The 22,629-nt window shown below is 74.3% G+C and carries 21 protein-coding genes and 1 pseudogene; 10 read left to right on the top strand and 12 right to left on the bottom strand.

Features of this window, described 5'->3' with window-relative positions:
* Positions 1-18: 18 nt before the first annotated feature.
* From AC07BS_RS21940 to AC07BS_RS21920, 5 genes are all read right to left on the bottom strand, one after another.
* Positions 19-678 (bottom strand): response regulator, encoded by a 660-nt coding sequence (locus AC07BS_RS21940; protein WP_478647783.1) that lies wholly within the window; start codon positions 676-678, stop codon positions 19-21.
* Between the two features lie 32 nt (positions 679-710).
* Positions 711-2,417 carry a sensor histidine kinase gene (locus tag AC07BS_RS21935; protein WP_478647781.1) on the bottom strand — a complete coding sequence of 569 codons (1,707 nt, stop codon included), beginning with the start codon at positions 2,415-2,417 and terminating at the stop codon, positions 711-713.
* Between the two features lie 91 nt (positions 2,418-2,508).
* The gene (locus AC07BS_RS21930) at positions 2,509-2,955 is read right to left on the bottom strand and encodes a large conductance mechanosensitive channel protein MscL (protein ID WP_478647779.1); all 447 of its coding nucleotides are present in this window, start codon (positions 2,953-2,955) and stop codon (positions 2,509-2,511) included.
* 72 nt (positions 2,956-3,027) lie between these two features.
* The gene (locus AC07BS_RS21925; RefSeq protein ID WP_478647777.1) at positions 3,028-3,297 is read right to left on the bottom strand and encodes a DUF1876 domain-containing protein; all 270 of its coding nucleotides are present in this window, start codon (positions 3,295-3,297) and stop codon (positions 3,028-3,030) included.
* Between the two features lie 104 nt (positions 3,298-3,401).
* Positions 3,402-4,136 carry a Mut7-C RNAse domain-containing protein gene (locus tag AC07BS_RS21920; protein WP_478647775.1) on the bottom strand — a complete coding sequence of 245 codons (735 nt, stop codon included), beginning with the start codon at positions 4,134-4,136 and terminating at the stop codon, positions 3,402-3,404.
* A 224-nt stretch (positions 4,137-4,360) separates the two neighbouring features.
* On the opposite strand from AC07BS_RS21920, the gene AC07BS_RS21915 reads away from it, so the two are divergent.
* The 5 genes from AC07BS_RS21915 to AC07BS_RS21895 all read left to right on the top strand — a co-directional run bounded on the left by AC07BS_RS21915 (position 4,361) and on the right by AC07BS_RS21895 (position 10,040).
* On the top strand, positions 4,361-4,651 hold the full coding sequence (locus AC07BS_RS21915) for an acyl carrier protein (RefSeq protein ID WP_478647774.1): 291 nt from the start codon (positions 4,361-4,363) through the stop codon (positions 4,649-4,651).
* A complete protein-coding gene (locus AC07BS_RS21910) occupies positions 4,648-5,871 on the top strand; it encodes a beta-ketoacyl-[acyl-carrier-protein] synthase family protein (protein WP_478933922.1) in 1,224 nt (407 codons plus the stop codon). Before AC07BS_RS21915 ends, AC07BS_RS21910 begins: the two co-directional genes overlap by 4 nt.
* Positions 5,868-8,351, top strand: coding sequence for an MMPL family transporter (locus AC07BS_RS21905; protein ID WP_478933920.1), 2,484 nt, complete (start codon positions 5,868-5,870; stop codon positions 8,349-8,351). Before AC07BS_RS21910 ends, AC07BS_RS21905 begins: the two co-directional genes overlap by 4 nt.
* Positions 8,352-8,483: 132 nt before the next feature.
* Positions 8,484-9,119 (top strand): hypothetical protein, encoded by a 636-nt coding sequence (locus AC07BS_RS21900; RefSeq protein WP_478647769.1) that lies wholly within the window; start codon positions 8,484-8,486, stop codon positions 9,117-9,119.
* Positions 9,120-9,134: 15 nt separating this feature from the next.
* Positions 9,135-10,040, top strand: a complete 906-nt coding sequence (locus AC07BS_RS21895; RefSeq protein WP_478933918.1) for a hypothetical protein — start codon at positions 9,135-9,137, stop codon at positions 10,038-10,040.
* Between the two features lie 52 nt (positions 10,041-10,092).
* Here the strand turns inward: AC07BS_RS21895 and AC07BS_RS21890 are convergent, their stop codons facing one another.
* Positions 10,093-11,148: an NAD(P)-dependent alcohol dehydrogenase gene (locus AC07BS_RS21890; protein WP_478647766.1), complete on the bottom strand. Its 1,056-nt coding sequence runs from the start codon at positions 11,146-11,148 to the stop codon at positions 10,093-10,095.
* A 116-nt stretch (positions 11,149-11,264) separates the two neighbouring features.
* Between AC07BS_RS21890 and AC07BS_RS21885 the strand changes: the two genes are divergently transcribed.
* Positions 11,265-12,158, top strand: a complete 894-nt coding sequence (locus AC07BS_RS21885; RefSeq protein WP_478647764.1) for a helix-turn-helix transcriptional regulator — start codon at positions 11,265-11,267, stop codon at positions 12,156-12,158.
* A gap of 83 nt (positions 12,159-12,241) precedes the next feature.
* Here AC07BS_RS21885 and AC07BS_RS21880 read toward each other — a convergent pair whose 3' ends face one another.
* From AC07BS_RS21880 to AC07BS_RS21860, 5 genes and pseudogenes are all read right to left on the bottom strand, one after another.
* Entirely contained in the window at positions 12,242-13,138 is an 897-nt protein-coding gene (locus tag AC07BS_RS21880; protein WP_478647762.1) for a S1 family peptidase, read from the bottom strand.
* Positions 13,139-13,502: 364 nt separating this feature from the next.
* Entirely contained in the window at positions 13,503-14,498 is a 996-nt protein-coding gene (locus AC07BS_RS21875; protein ID WP_478647760.1) for a TIGR04222 domain-containing membrane protein, read from the bottom strand.
* Between the two features lie 2 nt (positions 14,499-14,500).
* Positions 14,501-15,821, bottom strand: a pseudogene (locus AC07BS_RS21870) (MbnB/TglH/ChrH family RiPP precursor modification enzyme).
* A 159-nt stretch (positions 15,822-15,980) separates the two neighbouring features.
* Positions 15,981-17,003: an isopenicillin N synthase family dioxygenase gene (locus AC07BS_RS21865; protein ID WP_478933915.1), complete on the bottom strand. Its 1,023-nt coding sequence runs from the start codon at positions 17,001-17,003 to the stop codon at positions 15,981-15,983.
* Between the two features lie 327 nt (positions 17,004-17,330).
* On the bottom strand, positions 17,331-17,645 hold the full coding sequence (locus tag AC07BS_RS21860; RefSeq protein ID WP_478933913.1) for an antibiotic biosynthesis monooxygenase family protein: 315 nt from the start codon (positions 17,643-17,645) through the stop codon (positions 17,331-17,333).
* 253 nt (positions 17,646-17,898) lie between these two features.
* On the opposite strand from AC07BS_RS21860, the gene AC07BS_RS21855 reads away from it, so the two are divergent.
* From AC07BS_RS21855 to AC07BS_RS21840, 4 genes are all read left to right on the top strand, one after another.
* Positions 17,899-18,294 carry a rodlin gene (locus AC07BS_RS21855; protein WP_478647754.1) on the top strand — a complete coding sequence of 132 codons (396 nt, stop codon included), beginning with the start codon at positions 17,899-17,901 and terminating at the stop codon, positions 18,292-18,294.
* A gap of 174 nt (positions 18,295-18,468) precedes the next feature.
* The gene (locus AC07BS_RS21850) at positions 18,469-19,134 is read left to right on the top strand and encodes a phosphatase PAP2 family protein (RefSeq protein ID WP_478933910.1); all 666 of its coding nucleotides are present in this window, start codon (positions 18,469-18,471) and stop codon (positions 19,132-19,134) included.
* Positions 19,131-19,895 carry a phosphatase PAP2 family protein gene (locus AC07BS_RS21845; protein WP_478933908.1) on the top strand — a complete coding sequence of 255 codons (765 nt, stop codon included), beginning with the start codon at positions 19,131-19,133 and terminating at the stop codon, positions 19,893-19,895. Before AC07BS_RS21850 ends, AC07BS_RS21845 begins: the two co-directional genes overlap by 4 nt.
* 164 nt (positions 19,896-20,059) lie before the next feature.
* The gene (locus AC07BS_RS21840; protein WP_478933906.1) at positions 20,060-21,301 is read left to right on the top strand and encodes an exo-beta-N-acetylmuramidase NamZ family protein; all 1,242 of its coding nucleotides are present in this window, start codon (positions 20,060-20,062) and stop codon (positions 21,299-21,301) included.
* Positions 21,302-21,342: 41 nt separating this feature from the next.
* Here the strand turns inward: AC07BS_RS21840 and AC07BS_RS21835 are convergent, their stop codons facing one another.
* Positions 21,343-22,257 (bottom strand): polysaccharide deacetylase family protein, encoded by a 915-nt coding sequence (locus AC07BS_RS21835; RefSeq protein WP_478933904.1) that lies wholly within the window; start codon positions 22,255-22,257, stop codon positions 21,343-21,345.
* Between the last annotated feature and the right edge of the window lie 372 nt (positions 22,258-22,629).

Below are 22,629 nucleotides of genomic sequence, written 5' to 3'. Positions count from 1 at the left end.
TTCTTCGGTGAGAGGGCCTTAGACCCCCAGGCCCGCATCCCGTGCCAGCAAGGCCGCCTGCACCCGGTTCTCGCATTCCAGCTTGGCGAGGATGCGACTCACATAGGTCTTCACGGTGGCCTCGCTCATATGGAGCCGCCGTCCCGCGTCGGCGTTGGAGAGGCCCTCCCCCAGGAGCGCGAGGACGTCGCGCTCGCGGTCGCTGAGCACCGCCACCCGCTGCCGGGCCTCGTCGGCCCGGGTGGCGGCCGCCCCGCCGCCGAGGGCCAGGGAGTCGGCCACGTGCCGGGTGGCGGCGGGCGAGAGATAGGCGTCGCCGGCGGCCGCGGCGCGCACCGCGCCGATCAGCTCGCCGGGGGCGGAGTCCTTCAGCAGGAAGCCGGCCCCGCCCTGGCGCAGGGCCCGCAGGACGTTGTCGCGCTCGCCGAAGGTGGTGAGGATCAGCACCCGGGTGCCCGGCACCGTACGGCCGATCTCGCCGAGCGCCGTGAGGCCGTCCATGAGCGGCATGCGGATGTCGAGCAGGGCCACGTCAGCGCGGTGATGCCGGGCCAGGTCGACCGCCTCCCGGCCGTTCGCCGCCTCGGCCACCACCTCGATGTCGTCGGCCGAGGTGAGGATCATCCGGATGCCGGCCCGGATGAGGGGCTCGTCGTCGGCGATGAGGACACGGATCACCTGCTGCTCCTGCTGGGGGTTGTGCCGGCGCGCTAGCTCTTGACGTGGAACTCGCGCTTCTCGGACAGTTTCCCGTCCTTGAAGCAGAAGCGGTACACGGTGTCCGTGTCCAGGCCCTCCGAGGTGTCCGTCGACAGCAGGGACAGGCAGGTGGTGCCGGCCGGTTCCGCGGGGAGCTTGCCCTTGACGTCCGAGGTGAGGAAGGACTTCCCCGACGGCAGCCGGTCGCGGACGGCCGCCTCGGACTCGCCGACCCTGACCGACTCGTAGACCGTGGGATCGATCATCGCCTTGTCCGCCTCGTCGACGATCTTCCCTATGCCGAAGACCGCGGCGGCGGCCAGCGCCAGGAGGATCAGCAGGACCACACCGCAGCCGATCAGGCAGCCGCCGCTCTTCTTCGTGCTCATGATGTCCTTGAACTCCTCGCGAGGGTCGAGCCGGTCGATGACCGGATCACCGTCGCCCGGAATCCCCTCCCCCGGCAGCCCCCGAAAGTCGCCGTCCGGGTCGACGAACGTCGTCGTCCCGTCCGCCGCCCCGGCGGCGGCCTTGCCCGCCTCGGCCGAGGCGTACGGCAGCATGCCGGCGAGCCGGAAGCCGCCGCCCTCGGCGGGGCCGGTGAACACCATGCCGCCGACGAGCCGGGCCCGCTCCCGCAGCCCGGTCAGGCCCTGGCCGCCGCTGACCGCGCCGGCCGGCGGCTCCTGGCCGGCGGGGGCCGGGCCGTTGGCGACCTCCACGAGCAGCGAGTCGGGCTCGTAGCGGAGATTGACGGCGATGGGGGCGCCCGGGGCGTGCTTGGCGGCGTTGGTCAGCCCCTCCTGCACGATGCGGTACCCCGTGTGGTCGGCGGCGGGGGCCAGGGCCCGGACCAGGCCGGACCGCTCCAGCGTCACCCGCAGGCCGGCGGCCGCGGCCGAGTCGACCAGCTCCTGGATGCCGGCGACCACCCGGGAGACCGGCTGCTCCTCCTCCGGCGTGCCGTCCTTGAGGATGCCGACGACCTCGCGCAGCTCCTGCATGGCGGCCACCGAGGCCTCCCGCAGCACGCCGACCGCCTCGCGCTGACGCCCGGTCAGCTCCCGGTCGACCTCCAGCGCGCCGGTCTGCACGGCGATGAGGGCGAGCTGGTGCCCCAGGCTGTCGTGCATGTCCTGGGCGATGCGCTGGCGCTCGCGCATCCGGGCCTGGCCGGCCACCATCTCGCGCTCGCGCAGCAGCTGGAGGTTGCGCAGCCGCAGCGTGCGCAGCAGGGTGCGGCGCTGGGTCCAGTAGCGGTTGGCGAGGCCGGGGACGACGGCGGCCACCAGGAAGAAGAGGGTGTTGAAGACCAGGATCAGGAGCGCCGACTGGTGTGCCAGATAGAAGGACAGCGAGACGAACAGCCCGAAGGAGACGCTGAAGGCCATGAGCGCGCGCAGCACACCGTCGATCCGGCGCCCGGCGGACCAGCCCGCCGCGGCCAGCAGCAGGGCGGCGCCGCCCTCGGTGGAGCCGCCCAGGGCCCCGGCGGCGATCAGGACGGTCGCCGGGAAGGCGCGGCGGGCCATCGAGAGCACGGCGACGGCCAGGGCGACGGCCACCGCGCGCGGCCAGCCCTGGCCCACCTCGGCCAGCCCGGCGAGCACCGCGAGCAGGAGGGCGAAGGCGCTCTCCCCGACCAGCCGGCGCCGGGACCAGTCCGCCGGATCGGTCAGTCGTCCCCACAGCTCACGGGCCCGCGATCTCGCATTCACACGGGAACCCTAGGCGCCACGCCGTCCCGGGCACACTCATCGAAGGTCGCGGCGTGGCTCGACGAAAGTTGACCGGCGGTGGGCGGGGCGATCAGACGCCGGGAGGGGCGCCCGTCGCCGGCCGCTGCTCCGTACCGCAGTACCGGCACTTCGACGCGGCCTGGGGCAGGTCCTCGGAAAGGCAGGCGGGGCACGTCTTCAGCGGTCCCGGATCGGCGAAGACGGTCACCCCGCGACGGGCCTGGACGTGCTTGTAGGGCACGACGATGAAGAAGTAGACGACGGCCATGAAGATCAGGAAGTAGATCACGGCCGAGAGGAAGGCGCCCGCGTCCAGATAGGTGGCCGGGTTCCCGGCGCGGCCCAGCTGCCAGCCCAGTCCCAGGGACCGCCCGCCCTGGAAGCTCGCGATGACGGGATTGACCACGAAATCGGTGAATGCCTTGATGAGCGTGGAGAGGGCCAGGGCGATGATCAGGCCCACGGCCACGGTGACGATGTCACCGCGCATCACGAAAGTCTTGAATCCCTTGAGCACGCGCAGCACGCTACCGGTCGCGCCGCCTTCCGCCGCGGTGCGGCACGAGCCCGGGCGGGGCCCGTCCGCCGTTCACATCGCCGGGTGGGCCTCCACATGGGTGACCGCCTCGATGTCGTGCCCGGCCTTCGCCAACAGGTCCCTGGCGAGCTGGTTGAGCGCCCGGGCCGCGGCGACCTCCTCGCCGACCTTCAGCTGGTCGGGGTCGTCGGGATGCCGTGTGGCGTGGGCTTTCGCGCGGAGCTCGGTGCCGTCCGGGAGTCTGAGCATCACCGCCGCGTGGGTGCGCTTGTCGATCTCCTGGAATTCCACCTCGACATGCCAGCCAACGATCGTCTGCATCGCGTCCACCTCCTGCGGTACGTATCCAGCGTGCACCCGGTCGGCGGAATGCGACACCGGACGGGCCGGGGCCCGTCCGGCTCCCGCGCGCGGGCGGAGCGCGCTCAGGCGGCCGCGGCCCCGAATTCCCGCACCGCTTCGTCGACCATCGCCTGGAGTTTGGCGTGGTGCGCCCCGCGCCAGTACACCCGGCCGCAGGCCACGCACTGGGCGAAGACGTCGTACGTCCGGCTGGTGCCGTGCTCCAGGTGCTCCCGGACGGCCTCCTTCTCCGCGTCCCGCAGCACGCCGTTGCAGGCGGTGCAGCGGGTCCAGGGGGCCAGTCGTGGCGCGAAGCGGCCGAGGACGTCCCGCAGCTGTTCGTCGGGCCGGTCGCTGTAGACGTACGCCCCGGCCCAGAGCTCCCGGCGGCGCAGCAGGCCCCGGTCGCGGGAGAGCATCACCCGGCGCTCGGCGGCGGAGAGGGCGGCCAGTGCCGGGTCGCCGAGGTCCTCGCTCTCGTACGCCGCGTCGACGCCCAGCAGCCGCAGCCGGCGGGCCAGCGTGCCCAGATGGACGTCGAGCAGGAACCGCAGGGGCGCGCCGGGCACCTCCTGGGGCCGGCTGACGGCCTCGACCTCCACGGTCTCGCCGGCGACCGGGACATGGGAGGTGGTCACCTGCCGTCCGTCGACGAGGAGCCGCCCGGCCTCGGTGAGCGGAACGCCGAGGGACTCGACGACGTGACCGAGGGTGGAGACGCCGTCGGTGGGCACGGCCACGCCGGGCTCGCGGCGGTCGGCGGGAAGGAAGATACGCAGCTCAGGGGCGAAGCTGAAGGGAATCTGGGGACCGTTCACGCTGCCCAGCATGCCATTGGCCCACGGCGCGGTGCCCGGGGTTTTCGGCGGGCCCGGCCCTCGGCAGGACGGGTGACGCGGCGATCGCCGGCGCGCGTGTCGGTCGGGCCGGGGGCGGGAGGCGGAGGAGGCTCGGCAACAGAGCAATCCGAAAATCATGTAATGCCATGACATGAGTGATACGCCTGGCAGCCCGTGTCGGGCCCGATCGAGGAGAGCTGCCCATGGAACCCGTATACGACATGATGGCCCGTCTGCTCACGGAATACTTCGGTGTTCCCGAGGAGCAGCTCACGCCGGACGCGACCTTCGAGCAGCTCGACATCGACTCCCTGGCCAAGGTCGAGATGCTCACCCTGCTGGAGGACCGGCTGAAGGTGACCCTCGATCAGGACCCCGAGGGCGCCACGCTCGGCGAGGTCGCGGCCCGCGTCGAGCGGCTGCTCGCCGCGGGCATCGGCGCCCAGCCCGCCGGCCCGTCCGGGGCCACGGCACCGGCCGGACCCGCGCGGTGAGCGAACGCGAGGTCGCCGTCACCGGCATCGGCATGGTGACCCCGGCCGGCGTCGGCCGGGAGGCGACCTGGGACGGACTGTGCGCCGGCGTCGGCCTCGGCGCCTACGACGAGGAGCTGGCCGGGCTCCCGGTCGACTTCTCGTGCCGGATCCCCGGCTTCGACGGCGACGCGCTGCTCGGCCGCCGGATCACCTGGCGCAACGACCGGTTCATCCAGCTGGCGATGGTCGCCGCGCGGGAGGCGATGGCCGACGCCGCACTGGACCCCGCCGCCTGGGACGGCCCCCGGGTCGCGATCGTCCTCGGCAGCGCCAGCAACGGCGGCGACCGCTGGCCTGTGGAGTACCGGAACCTGGCCGACGGCAGGGTGGAGTCCATCTCGCCCACCGCGCTGCTGCGTTCCCTGCCGAACATGGTGGCCGGGGAGGTCTCCACCGACCTGCGCGCCCTGGGCCCCTGCCTGACCACCTCCACCGCCTGCGCGTCGGGGGCGACCGCGCTCGGCACGGCCCGCGATCTCGTGCGCTCGGGGGCGTGCGACATCGCCATCGCCGGCGGCACCGACTGCGCCCGCGTCCCCATGGGCTCCGCCGCCTTCTACCGGATGCAGGCGCTCTCGACCCGCCGCCACGACCCGGCCGCCGCCTCCCGGCCGTTCGACGCGGACCGGGACGGGTTCGTGCTGAGCGAGGGCTCCGCCGTGCTCGTCCTGGAGCGGCCCGCCCACGCCCGGGCCCGCGGCGCCCGCGTCCGCGGCTACCTCTCCGGCTACGGGGCCTCCAGCGACGGCTACCACGCCACCCGCCCGGACCCCGAGGGCGTGGGCGCGCGCCGCGCCGTGGAGGCGGCGCTGGCCGACGCCCGCGCGGACCTCGCGGAGGTGCACCACGTCAACGCCCACGGCACGTCCACACCCATCAACGACAGTGTCGAGGCCGCCATGCTGCGGGCCGTCTTCCGCGACCCGCCACCGGTGACGTCGGTCAAGGGCGCCATCGGCCACTCCCTCGGGGCGGCCGGCGCGGTCGACGCCGCGTGCACGGTGATGTCGCTGGAGCGGCAGCTCATCCCGCCCACCGCCAACCTCGACCGCCTCGACGACGGGATGGACCTGGACGTGGTGACGAAGACGCCCCGGCGGCACCGGATGCGAGGAGCGCTCAGCAATTCCTTCGGATTCGGCGGCCAGAACGCCGTGCTGTTCTTCCGCGCCGCGTGACGCCTCCCCACGACCCCGGCGCCCCGGTCCTGCCCCCCGCCTCCTCCGGGGCCGGGGCCGCCGGCACGACAGGTACGACGGGCACCGCGCGCCGCCCGGCGGCGTGGCTGGTGCCCGCCGCCATCGCCCTCCTGACCCTGCTGCTCGCGGCGACGCGGTCCGGCACGGCGTCCCGCCTCGCCAACGGCGGCCAGGCCGCCACCACCGGCACCGGCACCGGCACCACCACCAGCACCAGCACCAGCACCAGCACCGAGCCGGGCCCTACGGATACCCCCGGCACCACCGGCCCGCCCGGCACCGGGCGCCGCCCGCCGCCCTGGCTGGTGCCCGCCGTCGCCGCCGTTCTGACCCTGCCGCTCGCGGCGGCGGGCTCCGGGACGGCCGCCCGGCTCGCCAACGGCGGCTACACCGCCACCGGCACCGAGTCGGCACGCGCCAACTCCCTGCTGGCCGAGCGCTTCGGCGCCGGCAACCCCGATCTGGTCCTCCTCGCCCGCGCCCCGGGCGGCGTGGACACCGCCCGGGCCAGGGCGGCGGGCCGCGAGCTCACCGAGCGGCTCGCCCGCGCCCCCGGTGTGGCGAGCGTCCGCTCGTACTGGCGCGGCGGTGACGCCACCCTGCGCGCCGCCGACGGCGCCGCCGCGCTCGTGACCGCCGACCTGGCGGGCGCCGACCGCGACGTGACACGCACCGCCGAGACCCTCGTGCCCGGCCTCACCGGCCGCCACGGCGTCCTCGACGTCTCCGCGACGGGCGGTGCCTGGGTCAGCGTCGAGGCCCGCCGGGAGAGCCAGCGGGACCTGGTACGGGCCGAACTGGTCGCCGCCCCGGTGACCCTGCTGCTGCTGGTGCTCGCCCTGCGGTCGCTGGTGGCCGCGCTCGTACCACTGGTGATCGGAGCCGTCTCCGTCGTCGGCACCATGGCCCTGCTGCGGCTGCTCACCTACGCCATGCCGGTGTCGGTGTTCGCCATGAACCTCACCACCGCCCTCGGTTTCGGGCTCGCCGTCGACTACGGCCTCTTCCTCGTCACGCGCCACCGCGAGGAGCTGCGCGCCGGATGCGCCGTCGAGACCGCCGTGCGGCGCACCGCGCGGCGGGCGGGGCGCACGGTCGCCGTGTCCGCCTGCGCGGTCGCCCTGTCGATGTCGGCGCTGCTGGTGCTGCCGCTGCCGTTCCTGCGCTCGATGGCCTGCGCCGGCATGGCGGTGGCCGTGTTCTCGGCGGTCACGGCGACCCTGCTCGTCCCGCCCGTCCTCACCCTGCTGGGCACCCGCGTCGACCGCTGGGACCCGCTCGCGGTCCTGCGCCCCGGCCGCGCGGCCGGACCGCCGCGCCCGGACAGCCCGGCCTGGCGGGCCGTGGCCCGCGTCGTCACCCGGCGTCCCCTGTACTTCGGCAGCTGCTGCGCCCTCGCGCTGGTGCTGCTCGCCGCCCCGTTCGCGCACGTCCGGTTCGGGCTGCCGGACGAGCGCGTCCTGCCCTCGCACACCGAGGCGCACCGCACGTCCGACGAGATCCGGGCCCGCTTCGTCTCCTCCTCGGACCGGACGGTGACCGTAGTGCTGCCGGAGGCCGACCCCCGGCGCGACGCGGCGGCCCTGCGGGCGTACGAGCGGGCCGCGGCCGCCCTGCCGTCGGCCGGCCGGGCCCGCTGGGCGGCGGTACCGCGCTCCGCGCCGGCCGCCGCCGCGCCCAGGCGGGGGGCCGCACCTCAGCGGGGGGCCGTACTCCAGCTCAGCGGCCCACGGCAGCTCCAGTCCCCGGCCGGCGAGGAACTGGTGCGGAGGCTGCGGGCGCTGCCCGCGCCCGGCGGCGGGCAGCTGGTCACCGGGCTCTCCGCGATGACGGCCGACACCCGGACGGCGGTGCGGGCACGGCTGCCGCTCGCCGCCGCCGTGGCCGCGCTCACCACGTGGGCGATGCTGTTCCTGCTCACCGGGAGCGTGCTGCTGCCGGTGAAAGCACTGGTCATCGGGGCGCTCAGCCTCGGCGCGAGTTTCGGGGCGATGGTGTTCGTCTTCCAGGACGGCCATCTGAGATCGGTCGTCGGCGCGTTCACGCCGACCGGGTCGCTGGACATCTCGATGCCGCTGCTGATGTTCACCATCGCCTTCGGGCTGGCGATCGACTACGAGATCTTCCTGCTGTCGCGGGTGCGCGAGCACCACCTCCTGACGGGCGACAACCGGGAGGCGGTGGTGGAGGGGGTGGCCCGCACGGGGCGGCTGGTGACGACGGGCGCCCTCGCCGTGGCCGTCGTCACCGGGGCGCTGGCCACCTCGGGGGTGACCGCGCTCAAACTGCTGGGCACGGGGCTGGCGACCGCCGTCCTGGTGGACGCGGTGCTGGTACGGGGCGTCCTCGTGCCGGCCTACCTGACGGTCGCGGGGCACCTCAACTGGTGGGTGCCGGCGTGGCTGGGCCGGGCGCACGCACGCGTGGCCGGGCGCCTGGGCCTGGACGGCGGGCACTGAACGGGGCGGCGGGGCCGGCCGGCGTCCAGCGGCTCGTCACCGGGCCGTCCGCCGCCGGGAACGGGTGAATTGTCCCCCGTGTCGCGTGCCACGCGCCCGGGCCGCCGTCCGCCCATGGCTACCGTCTGGAGGGTGGATCGGCAACGGCGCCGGGAGCGCCCCGCGGGACTCCGGCCGGCCGCCCTGGGCGCGGTCGCCGCCGTGGCCGCCCTGGCGCTCGCGGCCTGCTCCTCCGGGGGCGACGAGGACCGGCCCGCCCCGAACGGCGGCACCGGGAAGCAGGAGCAGCAGGGCTTCGGATCCGCCGGGAAGCCCTCCGCGAACTTCTCGGGCGTCTGGCCCAAGGGCAAGGTCGCCATCACCGTCCCCGAGGCGCCGCACGAGGGGCAGGAGCAGCCCACCGCGCAGACGTACCGCACCGAGGTGACGTTCGAGGACCGTACGCCGGGCGACGGCCGGTGGACGACGCGGCCCGAGCCGCAGACCGTGACCCTGGCCGCCGGGCGCACGACCGAGGTCTCCTGGGAGTTCCCGCCGGACGAGGGCAAACCGGCCGTCGCGGCCCACACGGTCTGCGCCGGACTCGCCGGATACGCCGGCGACCTGTGCGGCAGCGTCCCGACGTCCGGCCATGCGAGCCCCGGCCCGGCCTCGCCTCCCGGCGGCGGAGGCGGGGGCGGCGGCTCCTCTACGGGGCCGGGCGCACCCCCGGCCACCCCCGGCGTACCGCCCGGGGTGGTCCCCCCGGACGTGCCCGAAGAGCCGTAGGGAGGCGGGGAGGCCGTGGAGGACCGGCAGCGCGAGCCGGATCGGGAGCCGGACGGGGAGCCGGAGCCGGTCCGGCCGCAGTGGGGCACGTGGTTCAAGACGCTCGCCGGGATCGTCGCGCCCACCACCCTGGCGACGGGTCTGCTCCTCTACTTCGGCTTCGCCTATGTCGACGCCCGCTACCAGTACTTCGGCGTCGACGCCGCCACGCTGGACCTGTCCACGCAGGACTACCTGCTGCGCAGCGCGGGGACCCTCTACCTGCCGGTCGGGGTGGCCCTGCTCGCCGGGCTGGCCGGTGCCCTGGGCTGCTTCGCGGTGGCGGCGCTCGGCGCGGCCCGGCCACGGCTGGTGCCCGTGCTCGCGCGGGCGTCCGTGGCGCTGGCCGGATGCGGGGCCGTGCTGTTCGTCCTCGGCGTGCTCGCCGGCTGCGACGTCTGGCGGCCCGGGCTCCTGGCCACCCCGCTCATCCTGTGCTGCGGGCTGCTGCTGGCGGGGTACGGGCGGCTGCTGTACCTGCGGTCCGCCGGCCGCGCGCCCTACGGCCGGCGGGACCTGACCCTCTTCGCGTTCGTGGCGGCGCTCGTCTCGCTGTGCCTGTTCTGGACGGTACAGGTCTACGCCCAGCTGCAGGGCCGTGCCGACGCGCGCTACCTGGCCCGTAACCTGCGACTGCGCCCGGAGATCGTCCTGGACACGGCCGAGCGGCTGCACGTCACGGACCCGGGCGTGCGCGAGGAGGTACTCACGGCGGTGCCGGGCGCGCCCCAGCGTTTCCGCTACCGCTACCACGGGCTGCGGCTGCTCGCGCAGGTGGACAACCGGATGTTCGTCATCCCGCAGCGCTGGGACCGGGAGCGGAGCAGCGTCCTGGTCGTACCGGCGGACGCCAACGCCCGGGTCGCCTTCCGTCCCGGCTGAGCCCGGCCGAACCCGGCCGGGCCCGAGGCGGGGCATCGGATCGTCGCGTCGGTCAGATCGTCGCGGCGTCGATGACGAAGCGGTAGCGCACGTCGCTGGCCAGCACGCGCTCGTAGGCCTCGTTGATCCGCTCGGCGTCGATCAGCTCGATCTCGGAGGCGATGCCGTGCTCGGCGCAGAAGTCGAGCATCTCCTGGGTCTCCGGGATGCCGCCGATCATGGAGCCGGCGAAGGCCTTGCGCTGGGTGATGAGGGAGAAGGGGGCCACCGACAGCGGGCGCTCGGGGACGCCCAGCTGGACGAAGGTGCCGTCGGTCCGCAGGAGGCGGAAGTAGGCGTTCAGGTCCAGATCGGCCGAGACGGTGTTGAGGACCAGGTCGAAGGTGCCCGCGAGCTCCTCGAAGGTGGCCGGGTCGGAGGTGGCGTAGTAGTGGTCGGCGCCCAGCCGCAGGCCGTCGTCCTTCTTGCGCAGGGACTGGCTGAGGACGGTGACCTCGGCCCCCATCGCGTGGGCGATCTTGACGGCCATGTGGCCCAGACCGCCCAGGCCCACCACGGCCACCTTGCTGCCCGGGCCCGCGTGCCAGTGGGCGAGCGGGGAGTAGACGGTGATGCCGGCGCACAGCAGCGGGGCCGCGGCGTCCAGCGGGATGGCGTCGGGGATACGGAGCGCGTAGTTCTCGTCGACCACGAGACGCGTGGCGTAGCCGCCCTGGGTGACCCGGCCGTCGCGGCCGGTGGCACCGTAGGTGCCGATCATGCCGGTCCCGCCGGTGCAGTACTGCTGGAGGCCGGCCCGGCAGTTGTCGCACTCCCGGCAGGAGTCGACGAAGCAGCCGACGCCGACCCGGTCGCCGACGGCGTACCGGGTGACGCCGGGGCCGACCTCGGCGACCACGCCGGCGATCTCGTGGCCGGGGACGAGCGGGAAGTGGCCGCCCTCGCCCCACTCGGCGCGGACGGTATGGATGTCGGAGTGGCAGATGCCCGCGAACTTGATGTCGATCAGGATGTCGTGCTCGCCCAGCTCACGGCGGACGATGGTGGTCCGCTCCAGCGGGGCCTTCGGCGCGGGTGCCGCGTACGCGTGGACAGTGTTCGTGCTCATGCCCCGATCCTGCGTCCGACCTGCGACGACAGCCAGAACCCGGTGGAACGTACGCCCACGGTTCCTACTACTGACAGGACCACCCTGGCCACCGGCGGGCCCCGCATACTGAGGTCATGGACCAGCGCACCGAACTGAGCGAGTTCCTCCGCTCCCGCCGGGCCCGGCTGCTGCCGGAGGACGTCGGGCTGCCCTCGTACGGCGGGCGGCGCCGCGTGCCGGGGCTGCGGCGGGAGGAGCTGGCGCTGCTGGCCGGTGTGAGCGTCGCCTACTACACGCGCCTCGAACAGGGCCGGGGCCAGAACGTCTCGGCGTCCGTGGTGGACGCGATCGCCACCGCCCTCCGGCTGGACCGGGCCGAGCGGAACCATCTGACGCACCTGGTCCGGCCCGCGACGGCGCGGCGGTCACGGGCCGGTACGGCACGACCGCAGCGGGTGCGCCCGGCGGTGCAGCACCTGCTCGACGCGATGGAGGGCGTACCCGCGTACGTGCTGGGGCGGCGGATGGACATCATCGCCTGGAACCCGCTGGCCCGTGCGCTGCTGGGCGACTTCCCCTCCCTGCCGCCCGGACAGCGCAACATGGCCCGCCTGGTCTTCCTCGACCCCACCGCCCGCGAGCTGTACGTCGAGTGGGACGCCAAGGCGTCCGACATCGTCGCCCTGCTGCGACTGGACGCCGGGCGCTACCCCGACGATCCCGCGCTGGCCGCGCTCATCGGCGAACTGTCCGTCAAGAGCCCGGAGTTCCGCTCCCTGTGGGCCGCGCACAACGTCCGCGACAAGTGCTTCGGGGTGAAGCGGCTGCACCACCCGGTGGCCGGCCCCCTGACGCTGTCGTGCGAGACGCTGGTGCTGCCGATGGACGCGGAGCAGAACGTGGTCACTTACCACGCCGAGCCGGGTTCGCCGTCCGCCGACGCGCTGCGCCTGCTGGCGTCCTGGACGGCCGGGACCGCCGGGTCGGCGGGCCGGGAGTCCGCGCCCTCGGCGCTGCCCGGCGCGTAGGGACCGCGCGGCGGGTTCCGGACGGCGACGACCCCCGGGTGGAGGCGAATCACCCGGGGGTCGTGCCGTGGGGGTCCTGGGAGTCAGGGCAGCTGGGCCTGGAGCGCCCGGAGGGCGGCGGGCACGGGCTGGAAGAAGGTCTCCCCGCCGGAGGAGCAGTCGCCGCTGCCACCGGAGGTGAGGCCGAGGGCGGTGTCGCCGTCGAAGAGCGCGCCGCCGCTGTCACCGGGCTCGGCGCACACCGTGGTGCCGATCAGGCCTCTGACCTGCCCTTCCTGGTAGTTGACCGTGACGTTCAGCCCCGTCACCTCGCCGTCGTGGACCTGGGTGGTGCTGCCGCTGCGCCGTACCTGCTCGCCGACGGTCGCCTCGCCGGCCTTGGTGATGTTCTGCTGACCGCCGTCGTAGAGGTCCACCGCGCTGGGGTGGTCGGTGGTCGCCGTGTAGCGGACGAGGGCGTAGTCGTTGCCGGGGAACGACGACTTCTCGGTCGTGCCGACCCCGGAGCCGCCCTGGGACGCCGACCAGCTCGCGGAGGCGTTGCCGCAGTGCCCGGCGGTGAGGAAGTACGGCTTGCCGCCCTTGGTGACGTTGAAGCCGAGGGAGCAGCGGACGCCGCTCCCCCAGATGGCGTCGCCACCGGCGACGAGGGGGCGCAGCACGCCGGAGGCGTGCCGCACCGTGGCCCGGTCGCCGAGGGCGGAGACGGCCCGTTCCACCTTCGTCAGCGCCGCGCCCCGGACCGTGGGGTCGACGGTGACGACGACCTTGTGCGCCCGCTGGTCGACGTACGAGGTGGTGCCGGGGACGGCCACGCCGGTGTCCAGCGCCTGCTGGACGGAGGCCAGGGCGGCGGCCGAGCGGTCCGCGGGGGCGGGCGTCGCGCCGGCGCTCTGCGCTGTGAGGGAGGCGGTGGCCAGGGCCATGGTGCCGGCGACGGCCAGTGCCGTGCGGAGCCTGGGGATGCGTGAGTGGTTCAACTCGCCGACCTCCTGTGATGGGGGGTGCGCCCGACGTCGTCGGCGTCCGGGCACGGGAGGATGTCTGCGACACGACCGCGACCGCACGTCGCGTTCATGTCAAGAGCTGCCGAACGAGTGTCCCGTCCCGACAAGCGGGCCCACAAGAAAACATCCGGTCGCACACGATCCCCCAGAAGGGTGCGGTGCGACGACGCCCCCACCCCTCCACCGCCCGAACGGATATGACGTGGCGTCAGAGGTCAACGGGGTGAACACCCGTGACGAGGGGGCGGGCGGCATGCCCCGCGCGGAGCCGGGCCGAGCGGACGGCGACTGTCCGGTATTCGCCGTTCCGCTCAACTCCGCGACGCCGTAGGGCCGTTCAGGAGGAGCAGCTGCTGCCGCCTCCGCAGCTGGAGGAGGAACAGCTGCTGGACGAGCAGCTGGAATGGCTGGAGTGGCTCGAGTGGTGGCCGCCACCGCAGCTGGAGGACGACGAGCAGCTGCTCGAACTGCTGGAGCAGGAGGAAGTGTAGGAAGAAGAGGACGACGAGGACGAGGAGTACGACGACGAGCGCGACGAGGCCCTGCCGCTCCTGGTACGAGGCCTGGTGGCGGTGCTCGGCACGGCCTGGTCCGCCTTCCTGAACTGCCGGCGCAGCTCGCCGTCCGGGAGCTGGTCGACGCCGCGGCGGGCGACCAGCCCGGCCAGCCGGACGGCCTCGCCCTCCTCGCTCCAGGGGTCCTCGGCGGCCAGCCGGAGGCGGTACGCGGCGCCGAGGTCGGTGGCGTTGCGCCGGGAGGAGTCGCGCGGGGCGCACTTCGCCCGGACGACGATCCCGGCGACCACGAGAGCGACCACGAGCCCGGCGGCGACGCGGAACCCGGGCGCGAACAGCAGACAGATACCGCTGACTCCCGAGAAGACGAGGCCGGCCACCTGGAGGTGTGCGGCGAGCACCCACGAGTCCAGCGTGTCCGGGGACATCAGCAGCCCCCGGCCGATCAGGGCCTTCTCCAGGGCGTCGGGCGCGGCGCCCCAGCTCAGTTCGGTCCGCAGTCTGCGGAGCTTCTTCGTCCAGGTGCTGCCGCACTTCGCCAGGAGCGCGCGCTCCATGGCGTTGTGGGTGTCCGGCCGGACCACCTTGACCTTGCCGTCGGAGCTGATCCCGATCCGTCCGTCGGTCGCCATCAGCGTGATGACCGTGTCGGCGACCCGGGAGCCGCCGCCCATCAGGTAGGCGACCTCCAGCAGCTCGGGCGTGGCGGCCACATCGGCGGGCGTCCCCGTGCCGCGCGCCCGGCGGCGCAGGGCCACCAGGCGGGCCGACAGGGCGAGCGGCAGGGCGAACGCGACGACCGTGAGAAATATGAGCATGATCACCTGCTGTGTCTGCGGAGGGCCCGCAGGAGGCGGGCCGGGAGTCCACGGAGGCCCCGGGACACCGGGGCCGAGGGCCGCTGCCCGTCGATCCACGCGGCCAGCCCGGCCCGGCGCTCGGCGGCGCCGGGGTCATCGGGGTCGAGGCCGTCCAGGACGTGGGCAGCGAAGTCCAGGGCGTCGCGGCGGTAGCCGTCGGTCATGGGGCGTTTTCGCGCGTACGCCGTGAAGAGCGGGCGGTAGTCCGCGCCGAGGAGGGCGGGGAGACCGGGTGCGATCTTGGCGACGACGCCGGCGCGCTTGCCCAGCAGGGCCCGGCGCTGGATGTCCAGCCGGCGCGGATCGAAGCCCTCGGGCGGCGGAGCGCCGGCGACGAGGGTCGAGAGCAGGGCGTGCTGGGCGGCGGCGAGCCGCGCCCGGGCCTCGTCGGTGGAGCGGCCGGAGGTGGGCCGATCGGTGGTGGGGCGGCCGGAGGCGGGGCGCTCAGACATGCGCGGCACCCCGGACCACGGCGCGTATCGCGTCGAGCTCGGCGGCGAGCTCGCCGGACACGGGGAAGTCGTCGTCGCGCTCCAGCAGGACACCGGGCGGCGCGGTGCGGGCGCACAGCTCGGCGAGGACGTCGAGGACGGGCGGCCCGACGGGGTGGGCGTGGGTGTCGTGCCAGACGCCGTCGCGCTCGACGCCGCCCGCGACGTGTACGTAGGCGAGGGCGTCGAGCGGGAGCCCGTCGAGCACCGTGGCCGGGTCCTCGCCACGGTTGACGTGGTTGGTGTGGAGGTTGGCGACGTCGACCAGCAGCCGCACGCCGGTCCGCTCGACGAGCCCGCCGAGGAACTCCGCCTCGCTGAGCTCCTCGTCCGGCCAGGTCAGCAGGGCGGCGACGTTCTCCAGCGCGAGCGGCACCGGGAGGACCTGCTGGGCGATGCGCACGTTCTCGCAGAGGACGTCCAGGGCGTCCCGGGTGCGGGGCACGGGCAGCAGGTGGCCGGCCTCGGTCCGGGGCGCCCCGGCGAGCGGCCCGCCGGAGCGGACGAAGGCGATGTGCTCGCTGACCAGCGGGGCCCCGAGCGCCTCGGCCCGCTCGGCCAGGGCGACGAGGCGGGCCAGGTCGGGGCGGTCGGCCCCGCCGAGGCCGAGGGAGACGCCGTGCGGGACGACGGTGGTCCCGCGCTCGATCAGGCGCACCAGCGCTTCGGGCAGATGGCCGGGGCAGATGTTCTCCGCCACGACCTCCACCCAGTCGACGCCCGGCAGCAGCTCGATGTCGTCCGCGATCTCCGGGCGCCAGCCGACGCCCGTGCCCAGCGGCACGCTCATGATCACACCCCCGTGTTCCCCCGTGGCACTCGGTGCCGATGCGAAGGTCATTCCCTCCGCGGACCCGCTGAATCCTTGATCAGCAGGATAAGGAGCCGTGAAGTGATCGTCGCGGCGGGTGGTCCCGGCCGGCGGGCGCCGGCCGGGGCCGCCGCGGGCTCAGCCGGCGACCGGGGTTCCGGCGTCCTCCAGCAGGTCGGCATGGTGGCGCCGGGCCACGGCCGGGTGGGCGCGGAGCCAGCCCTTGATCTCGTTGCGGCCGTACTCGGCGAACAGCGGGTTGGTCGCGTCCTGCGTGACGCCGGGGGCCTGGTCGGCGTGGGCGAACGGGACGGGCGCGATCCGGGCGTCCAGCCGCGGGTTGTAGAAGAACGGCACCGAGAAGCGCTCGCGGGTGCCTGCCGGGCTGACCACGCGGTGGTTGGTGGCCTTGAGGTAGCCGTTGGTGGCGACCTCCAGCAGCTCGCCGAGGTTGATCACGAAAGCGCCGGGCAGCGGCGGGACGTCGATGAAGCTCCCGTCGGGTCCCTCCACCTGGAGCCCGCCGACCTCGTCCTGGAGGAGCAGGGTCAGGAATCCGTAGTCCTTGTGGGCGCCGACGCCCTGACCAGCGCCGTCGGGGGCGCTGCCGGGGTAGCGGACGAGCTTGAGGTGGAGATGGGGACGGTCGGCGAAGGCCTCGTCGTAGAAGTCCTCGGGGGCGCCGATGGCGGCCAGCAGCTCGTGGAGCAGCCGCTGGGCGACCGCGCTCAGCCGCTCGACCCAGCGCAGGGCGGCGGTGCGCAGCTCCGGCAGGGCGTCGGGCCACTGGTTGGGGCCCTCCAGCCACCAGTAGCCGGGGTCCTCCGGGCCGGGGACGTGGGGGGCGCGCTCGGCGCCTATGTCGAGCTGGTCGCGCCAGTCCTGGCTGCCGCCGGTGCGCTCGTCGCCGATGCGGGTGTAGCCGCGGAAGTGGGGCGAGTTGAGGTTGCTGATGGCGAGGCGGTCCGCCTCGGGGAGGGCGAAGAACTCGCGCATCACACGCGTGAGTTCAGCGGTCTCCTCGGCGGTGATGCCGTGACCGGTGAGGTGGAAGAAGCCGACGTCGCGGGCGGCGCGGTGCAGGGCGTCGTGAAAGCGCGCACGGGAGTCCGGGCCGGCCGAGGCGGCGGAGAGGTCCAGGACGGGAAGCTCGTTGATCATGAGATGTCCACTGCGTTAAAGGCCCGGTGAACGTCCGGCGGTAGCCGGACGGCCCGCCGGGGCCAGACGCAAGGGTATGCGGGCACGGCGGGGCCGGGTAGGGCGTGAGAAACAGAGCTGTGAAGCAGAGAGGAGAAAGCGGCGGCCACGGCCCTCAGAGACGGGCGGGCACGCGAAGGTGAATGGTCAGCCGCAGCGGCGACAGGACATGCTCGTGACGCGGACGAAGTCCACGTGGCGGCGCTTGACGAGATTCACAGGACCGAGGGTATACGCACTCGGCGGTGATCACCCCGCCGGACGGGGGTGGTTCGCGTCACACGCCGTTCACATTCGCCGCTTGTCCACCACCAGCACCCGCTCGTAGTGCCCCGTCTCCTCGATCTCGCCCACGTACGGCCGCACCCCGGCGAGGAAGGGCTCGCGGTGCGGGCCGCTCGTGAAGCCCCGCTCGTGGTCCGCCACCGAGGACCACTCGACGCGCAGCACGTAGCAGTCGGGCTCCTCCACCCCGCGCGACAGCTCGTAGCCCAGGCACTGGGGTGCGGAGTAGAGGTGCCCGGCCGCGGCGGCGCAGTCCTTCTCGAAGGCCCGGCGGCGCTCGGGGTCGGCGATCCGGTAACGGGTGTATTCGACGGTCACGGGACGTCTTCTCCATCCGGCATCAAAAGCCCGCCCGGACGCAGGCTGTGGGGGCGCTGTCCGAGCGGGCCGACGGCTGAGGAAACCCGCCGCGCCGCGCACGCTACCAGGCGCCCGCCAAAAGGAGTTGGGAGCGGCACCCCGCGAATGGACCGCTGGGGCGAATGAGTGAAACTCCGGAACTTCCCGAATAAACCGCAGTTACTCAGTTCGCTTCCCGATGGGAATCATCGATCGATCGAAAGGCATTGACGTGCTCAAGAAGGTACTCGCCACGGCTGCCGTATCGGCTTCGGCGGTCGGCGCCATGGCCTCCCCCGCCATGGCCATCGGCAACGACCAGGACGTCGCGAACGCCAATGGGGCGAAGACCGGCTACGGCAACACCAAGACCGGGGGCGAGGAAAGCCCGCAGATGAGCCTGATCCAGGGCACGCTCAACAAGCCGTGCCTGGGCATCGGGAAGATCAACCTCCAGGGCATCCTCGGAGCGGTTCCCATCGACCTCCAGGACATCCCGATCCTCACGTCGCAGCAGCAGCAGCAGTGCACCGACAACTCGACGATCAACGACGGCGACGACCCGCTGTCGCACCTGCTCGACGAGATCCCGATCATCTCGGGCAACGGTTCGGCGAACGGCGGCTGACAGCCGTCGGCGGAATCCCCGTCGGTTGCACGGAATTCCCCCCGCTTCCGGGTGTACGGGCCCCGGGGCGGGGGGATTCTTATGTCTCCGCCCTCGTCCCCTACCCTCGCCCCCGGGAGGCCTCCGCGGCCCGAGGCACCGACGACCGACCGTCACGCGCAACGGAGGACAGCGATGAAGGACATATCCCAGGCGCTCGTGCCGCCCCTCCTCGGGCCGGCCGGCAGGGGTCCCGCCCCCGCGTTCGACGGCTCGGGCATCGACGGCGGCCTCTACACGGACATCACCCGCGACGCGCGCCACGCGCCCTGGCTGCTCAACGACACGGTCGTCACCTGGTCCGCCTTCGGGCTGGCGCTGTTCGCAGCCCTGGTGCTCACGGCCTGGTGGCGGGCACGGCGCTCGGACTCGCCGATGATGGCCCGGGTGCTGGCCACGCCCCTGGTACTGGCGGTCGTCCACGGCGTGGACCTGGCGCTCAGGGCGCTGGTGCGCGAGGTGCCCCCGTGCCGGTCCATCCCCGGCAGCTTCACCCTGGAGTCCTGCCCGGTCCGGGGTGACTGGTCCTTCCCCAGCGACCACGCGGTGATCGCCTTCGCGGCGGCGGCCGCGCTGTGGCTCGCCGACCGGAGTCTGGGCACGGTGGCCGCGGCGGCGGCGGTGGCCATGGCGGCGTCCCGGGTGTGGATCGGGGCGCACTACCCGCACGACGTCGCCGTGGGGGCGCTGGTCGGCATCGCGCTGGCGGTCCCCTTGACGGTGCTGGCGACCCGGGGCACGCCCTGGGTCGAACGGGCCCGCAAGGGCCGGCTGCGCCCGCTGCTGCTGACCGCCGCGTGAAGGGCCGGGAGCGCGCCCGGCGCGGGACGCCGGCGGCCGGCGCCGCGGTGCTCGTGGCGGCGGGGGCCGGCGTGGCGGCCGTGGTGCTGACCGTCCTGACGGCACTGGTGGTGACCGCGGGCGGAGCGCCGTTCGCGGTGGACCGCGCGGCGCACGCGGAGGCGCTGGGGCTCCGCTCCGCCGGCGCGCTGACCGCCGCGCGGGCGCTGACCGCCACCGGTACGGGGGTGACGGTGTACGCGCTGGTGGCCGCGGCCGGGTGGCTGGCGTGCCACCGGGCGCGGCTGCCGGCGCGCCGCCGACTGCCGGTGGTGCTGGCCGCCCTGGCGGTCCTGGGGCTCGGCCAGGCGGTCCGCATCGGGCTGCGGACGGCGGTGGACCGCTCGCGGCCGCCGACCGCGGACTGGGCCGCGCACGCCCACGAGGCGTCCTTCCCCTCGGGGCACGCCACCACGAGCGCGCTGGTGGCGGGGCTGCTGGCCTGGGCGCTGCTGCGGGCGCTGCCGGGCACCCCGGGGCGGGTGGTGGCGGGCTGCTGCGGGCTGTGGGCGGCCGGGGTGGCGGTGACCCGGGTGTTCCTGGGCGTCCACTGGCTGACGGACCTCGTGGCCGGCTGGCTGCTGGCCGGGTGCTGGCTCGCGCTGACGCTGCCCGTACTGGGCCGCGCGACCGGGTGGGCGGCGGCACGCGGGCACGGGGCGGGAGAGCACGCGACGGGTGAGCACGCGGCGCGAAGGGCTGCGGAGCCGACCCGGCGGTGACGCGCGCGGGGACGCCGCACGAGGACGCCGTCCTGTCCGTACGCCGTCCTGTCCGTACGACCTCACGCTCGTACGCCCTCACGCTCGTACGACCTCGCACCCGTACGGCCTCGCGTCCGTCCACACGGCACCGCTATGGACTACTTTGCCGGACCATGACGGACATGACCGTTTCCAGGCGGACCCTGCTGGCCGGCGGCGCCGCGGCCGGTGTCACGGGCATGGCGGGCCCGGCCCGGGCCGCCGCCCGTGTGACGACCGGCTTCGAGCGCCTGGCCGCCGACGGCTACCGGCTGCTGGACGGGCAGCGGGTCGGCGTCATCACCAACCAGAGCGGCATCACCTCCGACGCGCGCGGCGTCGTCGACGTGATGCACGCCGACCGCCGGGTACGGCTCAAGGCCGTGTTCGGCGCCGAGCACGGCTACCGCGGCACCCCGCAGGCCGGGCTCTCCGAGGGCGAGTACACCGACCCTGCCACCGGGCTGCGGGTGTACGACACGTACCGCAAGAGCGGACGACAGCTCGCCGACCTGTTCGACCGGGCCGGGATCGACACGCTCGTCTACGACAGCCAGGACGCCGGCGCCCGCTTCTACACCTGCATCTGGACGCTCTACGACTGCATGGTGGCGGCCGCCCTGGCCGGCAAGCGGTTCGTGGTGCTGGACCGGCCGAACCCGGTGGGCGGCCGTGAGGCGTTCGGGCCCGTGCTCGACCGGAAGTACGCCACCTTCGTCGGCCGCGCCCCGATCGCCCAGGCCCACGGCATGACCGTCGCCGAACTCGCCCTGCTCTACAACGGCGAGTTCGTGCCCTCGGCCGCCGGGCGGGCCGTGGCGCTGTCGGTCGTGGAGATGACCGGCTGGCGGCGTGGCGACTTCTTCGACGCCACCGGGCTGCCGTGGGTGCCGCCGAGCCCCAACATGGCCACTCCCGACACCGCCCTCGTCTACTCCGGCACCGGGATGTTCGAGGGCACGAACATGTCGGAGGGGCGGGGCACGGTCCGGCCGTTCGAGATGCTGGGCGCGGAGGGGCTCGACGGCCGCTGGGCCGCGGCCGCGAACGCCGCCGGGCTGCCCGGGGTGCGCTTCCGGGAGGCCTACTTCTCCCCCACCTTCGGCCCCTTCCAGGGCAGGACGCTGGGCGGCCTCCACCTCCACGTCCTCGACCGTCCCGCCTACGACCCGGTGCGCACCGGCATCGCGCTGCTGGTGACCGCGAAGCGGACCTGGCGCGGTTTCGCCTGGCGGCCCGACCACTTCATCGACAAGCTGACGGGCTCGCCCCGGGTGCGGACGATGATCGACGCCGGTGCGGGCACGGACGAGGTGACGGGCGCCTGGCGTACGGAACTGGCGGCGTTCCGGCGGGTGCGGCGCCGGTACCTGCGCTACCGGTGAGGCGCGACGGGCGGCCCGGCCCCCGGTGACCCGAGGGGACCTCAGCAGTCCAGGGGGTAGGAGACCTGGTCGGTGACGGGTCCCTTGTTGCGGCAGATGCCGTAGCCCTGCTCCTGAAGATCGCTGATGATGCCGGACAGCGCCTCGGGGAAGTTGCTGAACAGGTGTCCCAGCACCACGCCGTTGTGCTTCTCCTCCGGCGTCGCGTCGCGCACGCTGGCCCGGATGTCCTCCACGCTGCGCGCCTGGCCGTCGGTCTTCTCCCAGTCGTGGGTGTCGATGGTCCAGTTGCAGATCCGGAACCCCATGTCGGCGGCGACCTCGCGTTCCCGCTCGTCGGCGGCGCCGTAGGGCGGGCGCAGCATGTTGCCGCCCACTCCGCGCTGGATCTCCTCCGTCAGGGCGTCGTCGTCCAGCGCGGTGAGCTTGCGGTGGGTGTAGGAGTGGTTGCCCACCCAGTGGCCCTGCCGGCGCAGCGTCTCGGTGATCTGGGGGTACTGGGAGGCGAAGCGGCCGATGAGGAAGAACGCCGCGCGCACGCCCTGGGCCTGCAGCTGGGCGCCGATGCGGACGGAACGCTGCGGGTCGTTGTAGGGCCAGTCGTCCAGCGTCAGCAGCACCCGGCCGGAGGTGTTGCCGCACCGCTCGCGGTCGTAGACACCCTCCGGCTGCGCGGCGCGGGAACGGGGCGCGGCGCCCGCGCCGTCGCCGTCGTGGGGCACTCCGTCGATCCGGCCGGCCGCGGTGCCGGGGCGCTTGCCCAGGGCGGCGGCCCGGCACTCGGGGCCCCCGATGCCCCCGGGCCCGCACTCCAGCGGGTCGCCGTCCAGCGTGTGCACCAGGTACGCCGAGCAGGCCACCAGCACGGACAGCGTCAGGACCTGCTTCAGCGGAGCCCGTCGTCGGCGCCGGTGGCGCCCGCTGCCACGCCGGAGGACGTCACGGTATCCGGACATGCACGACTCCTCACGGGTGACGGGCCGTCGGCGGCGTGCGGGGTCCGTCACCTCACCCCGGCGACGACGCCGGTTCGATGATCTTGACACCCACCCTCGGGGCAGCCGCCGGACCTCGCAACCGCGCGCGGAGCCGGGATTGGCCCGGCCGGGGGGGGGGGGGGGGGGGGGGGGGGGGGGGGGGGGGGGGGGGGGGGGGGGGGGGGGGGGGGGGGGGGGGGGGTGGGCGGGGGGGGGGGGGGGGGGGGGGGGGGGGGGCGGGTCGGGGGGGGGGGGGGGGGGGGGGGGGGGGGGAAAAACACCCCCCCCCCCCCCCCCGCCGCCGCGCCCCCTCCCGCGCGGTCTTCCGCCCGGTGGCCATCCGCACCGAGC

The sequence above is a fragment of the Streptomyces sp. NPDC044063 genome, from assembly GCF_056434285.1.
The sequence above is the reverse complement of the archived record's forward strand: the minus strand, read 5'-3'. Positions and strand labels throughout refer to the sequence as shown.

What these genes read in the sequence shown, in the direction of transcription:
- AC07BS_RS21925 (WP_478647777.1), bottom strand. Translation starts at nt 3,297, where the DNA reads ATGCAGACGATCGTTGGCTGGCATGTCGAGGTGGAATTCCAGGAGATC.
- AC07BS_RS21915 (WP_478647774.1), top strand. Translation starts at nt 4,361, where the DNA reads ATGGAACCCGTATACGACATGATGGCCCGTCTGCTCACGGAATACTTC.
- AC07BS_RS21890 (WP_478647766.1), bottom strand. Translation starts at nt 11,148, where the DNA reads ATGAGCACGAACACTGTCCACGCGTACGCGGCACCCGCGCCGAAGGCC.
- AC07BS_RS21885 (WP_478647764.1), top strand. Translation starts at nt 11,265, where the DNA reads ATGGACCAGCGCACCGAACTGAGCGAGTTCCTCCGCTCCCGCCGGGCC.
- AC07BS_RS21875 (WP_478647760.1), bottom strand. Translation starts at nt 14,498, where the DNA reads ATGCTCATATTTCTCACGGTCGTCGCGTTCGCCCTGCCGCTCGCCCTG.
- AC07BS_RS21865 (WP_478933915.1), bottom strand. Translation starts at nt 17,003, where the DNA reads ATGATCAACGAGCTTCCCGTCCTGGACCTCTCCGCCGCCTCGGCCGGC.
- AC07BS_RS21850 (WP_478933910.1), top strand. Translation starts at nt 18,469, where the DNA reads ATGAAGGACATATCCCAGGCGCTCGTGCCGCCCCTCCTCGGGCCGGCC.
- AC07BS_RS21840 (WP_478933906.1), top strand. Translation starts at nt 20,060, where the DNA reads ATGACCGTTTCCAGGCGGACCCTGCTGGCCGGCGGCGCCGCGGCCGGT.
- AC07BS_RS21835 (WP_478933904.1), bottom strand. Translation starts at nt 22,257, where the DNA reads ATGTCCGGATACCGTGACGTCCTCCGGCGTGGCAGCGGGCGCCACCGG.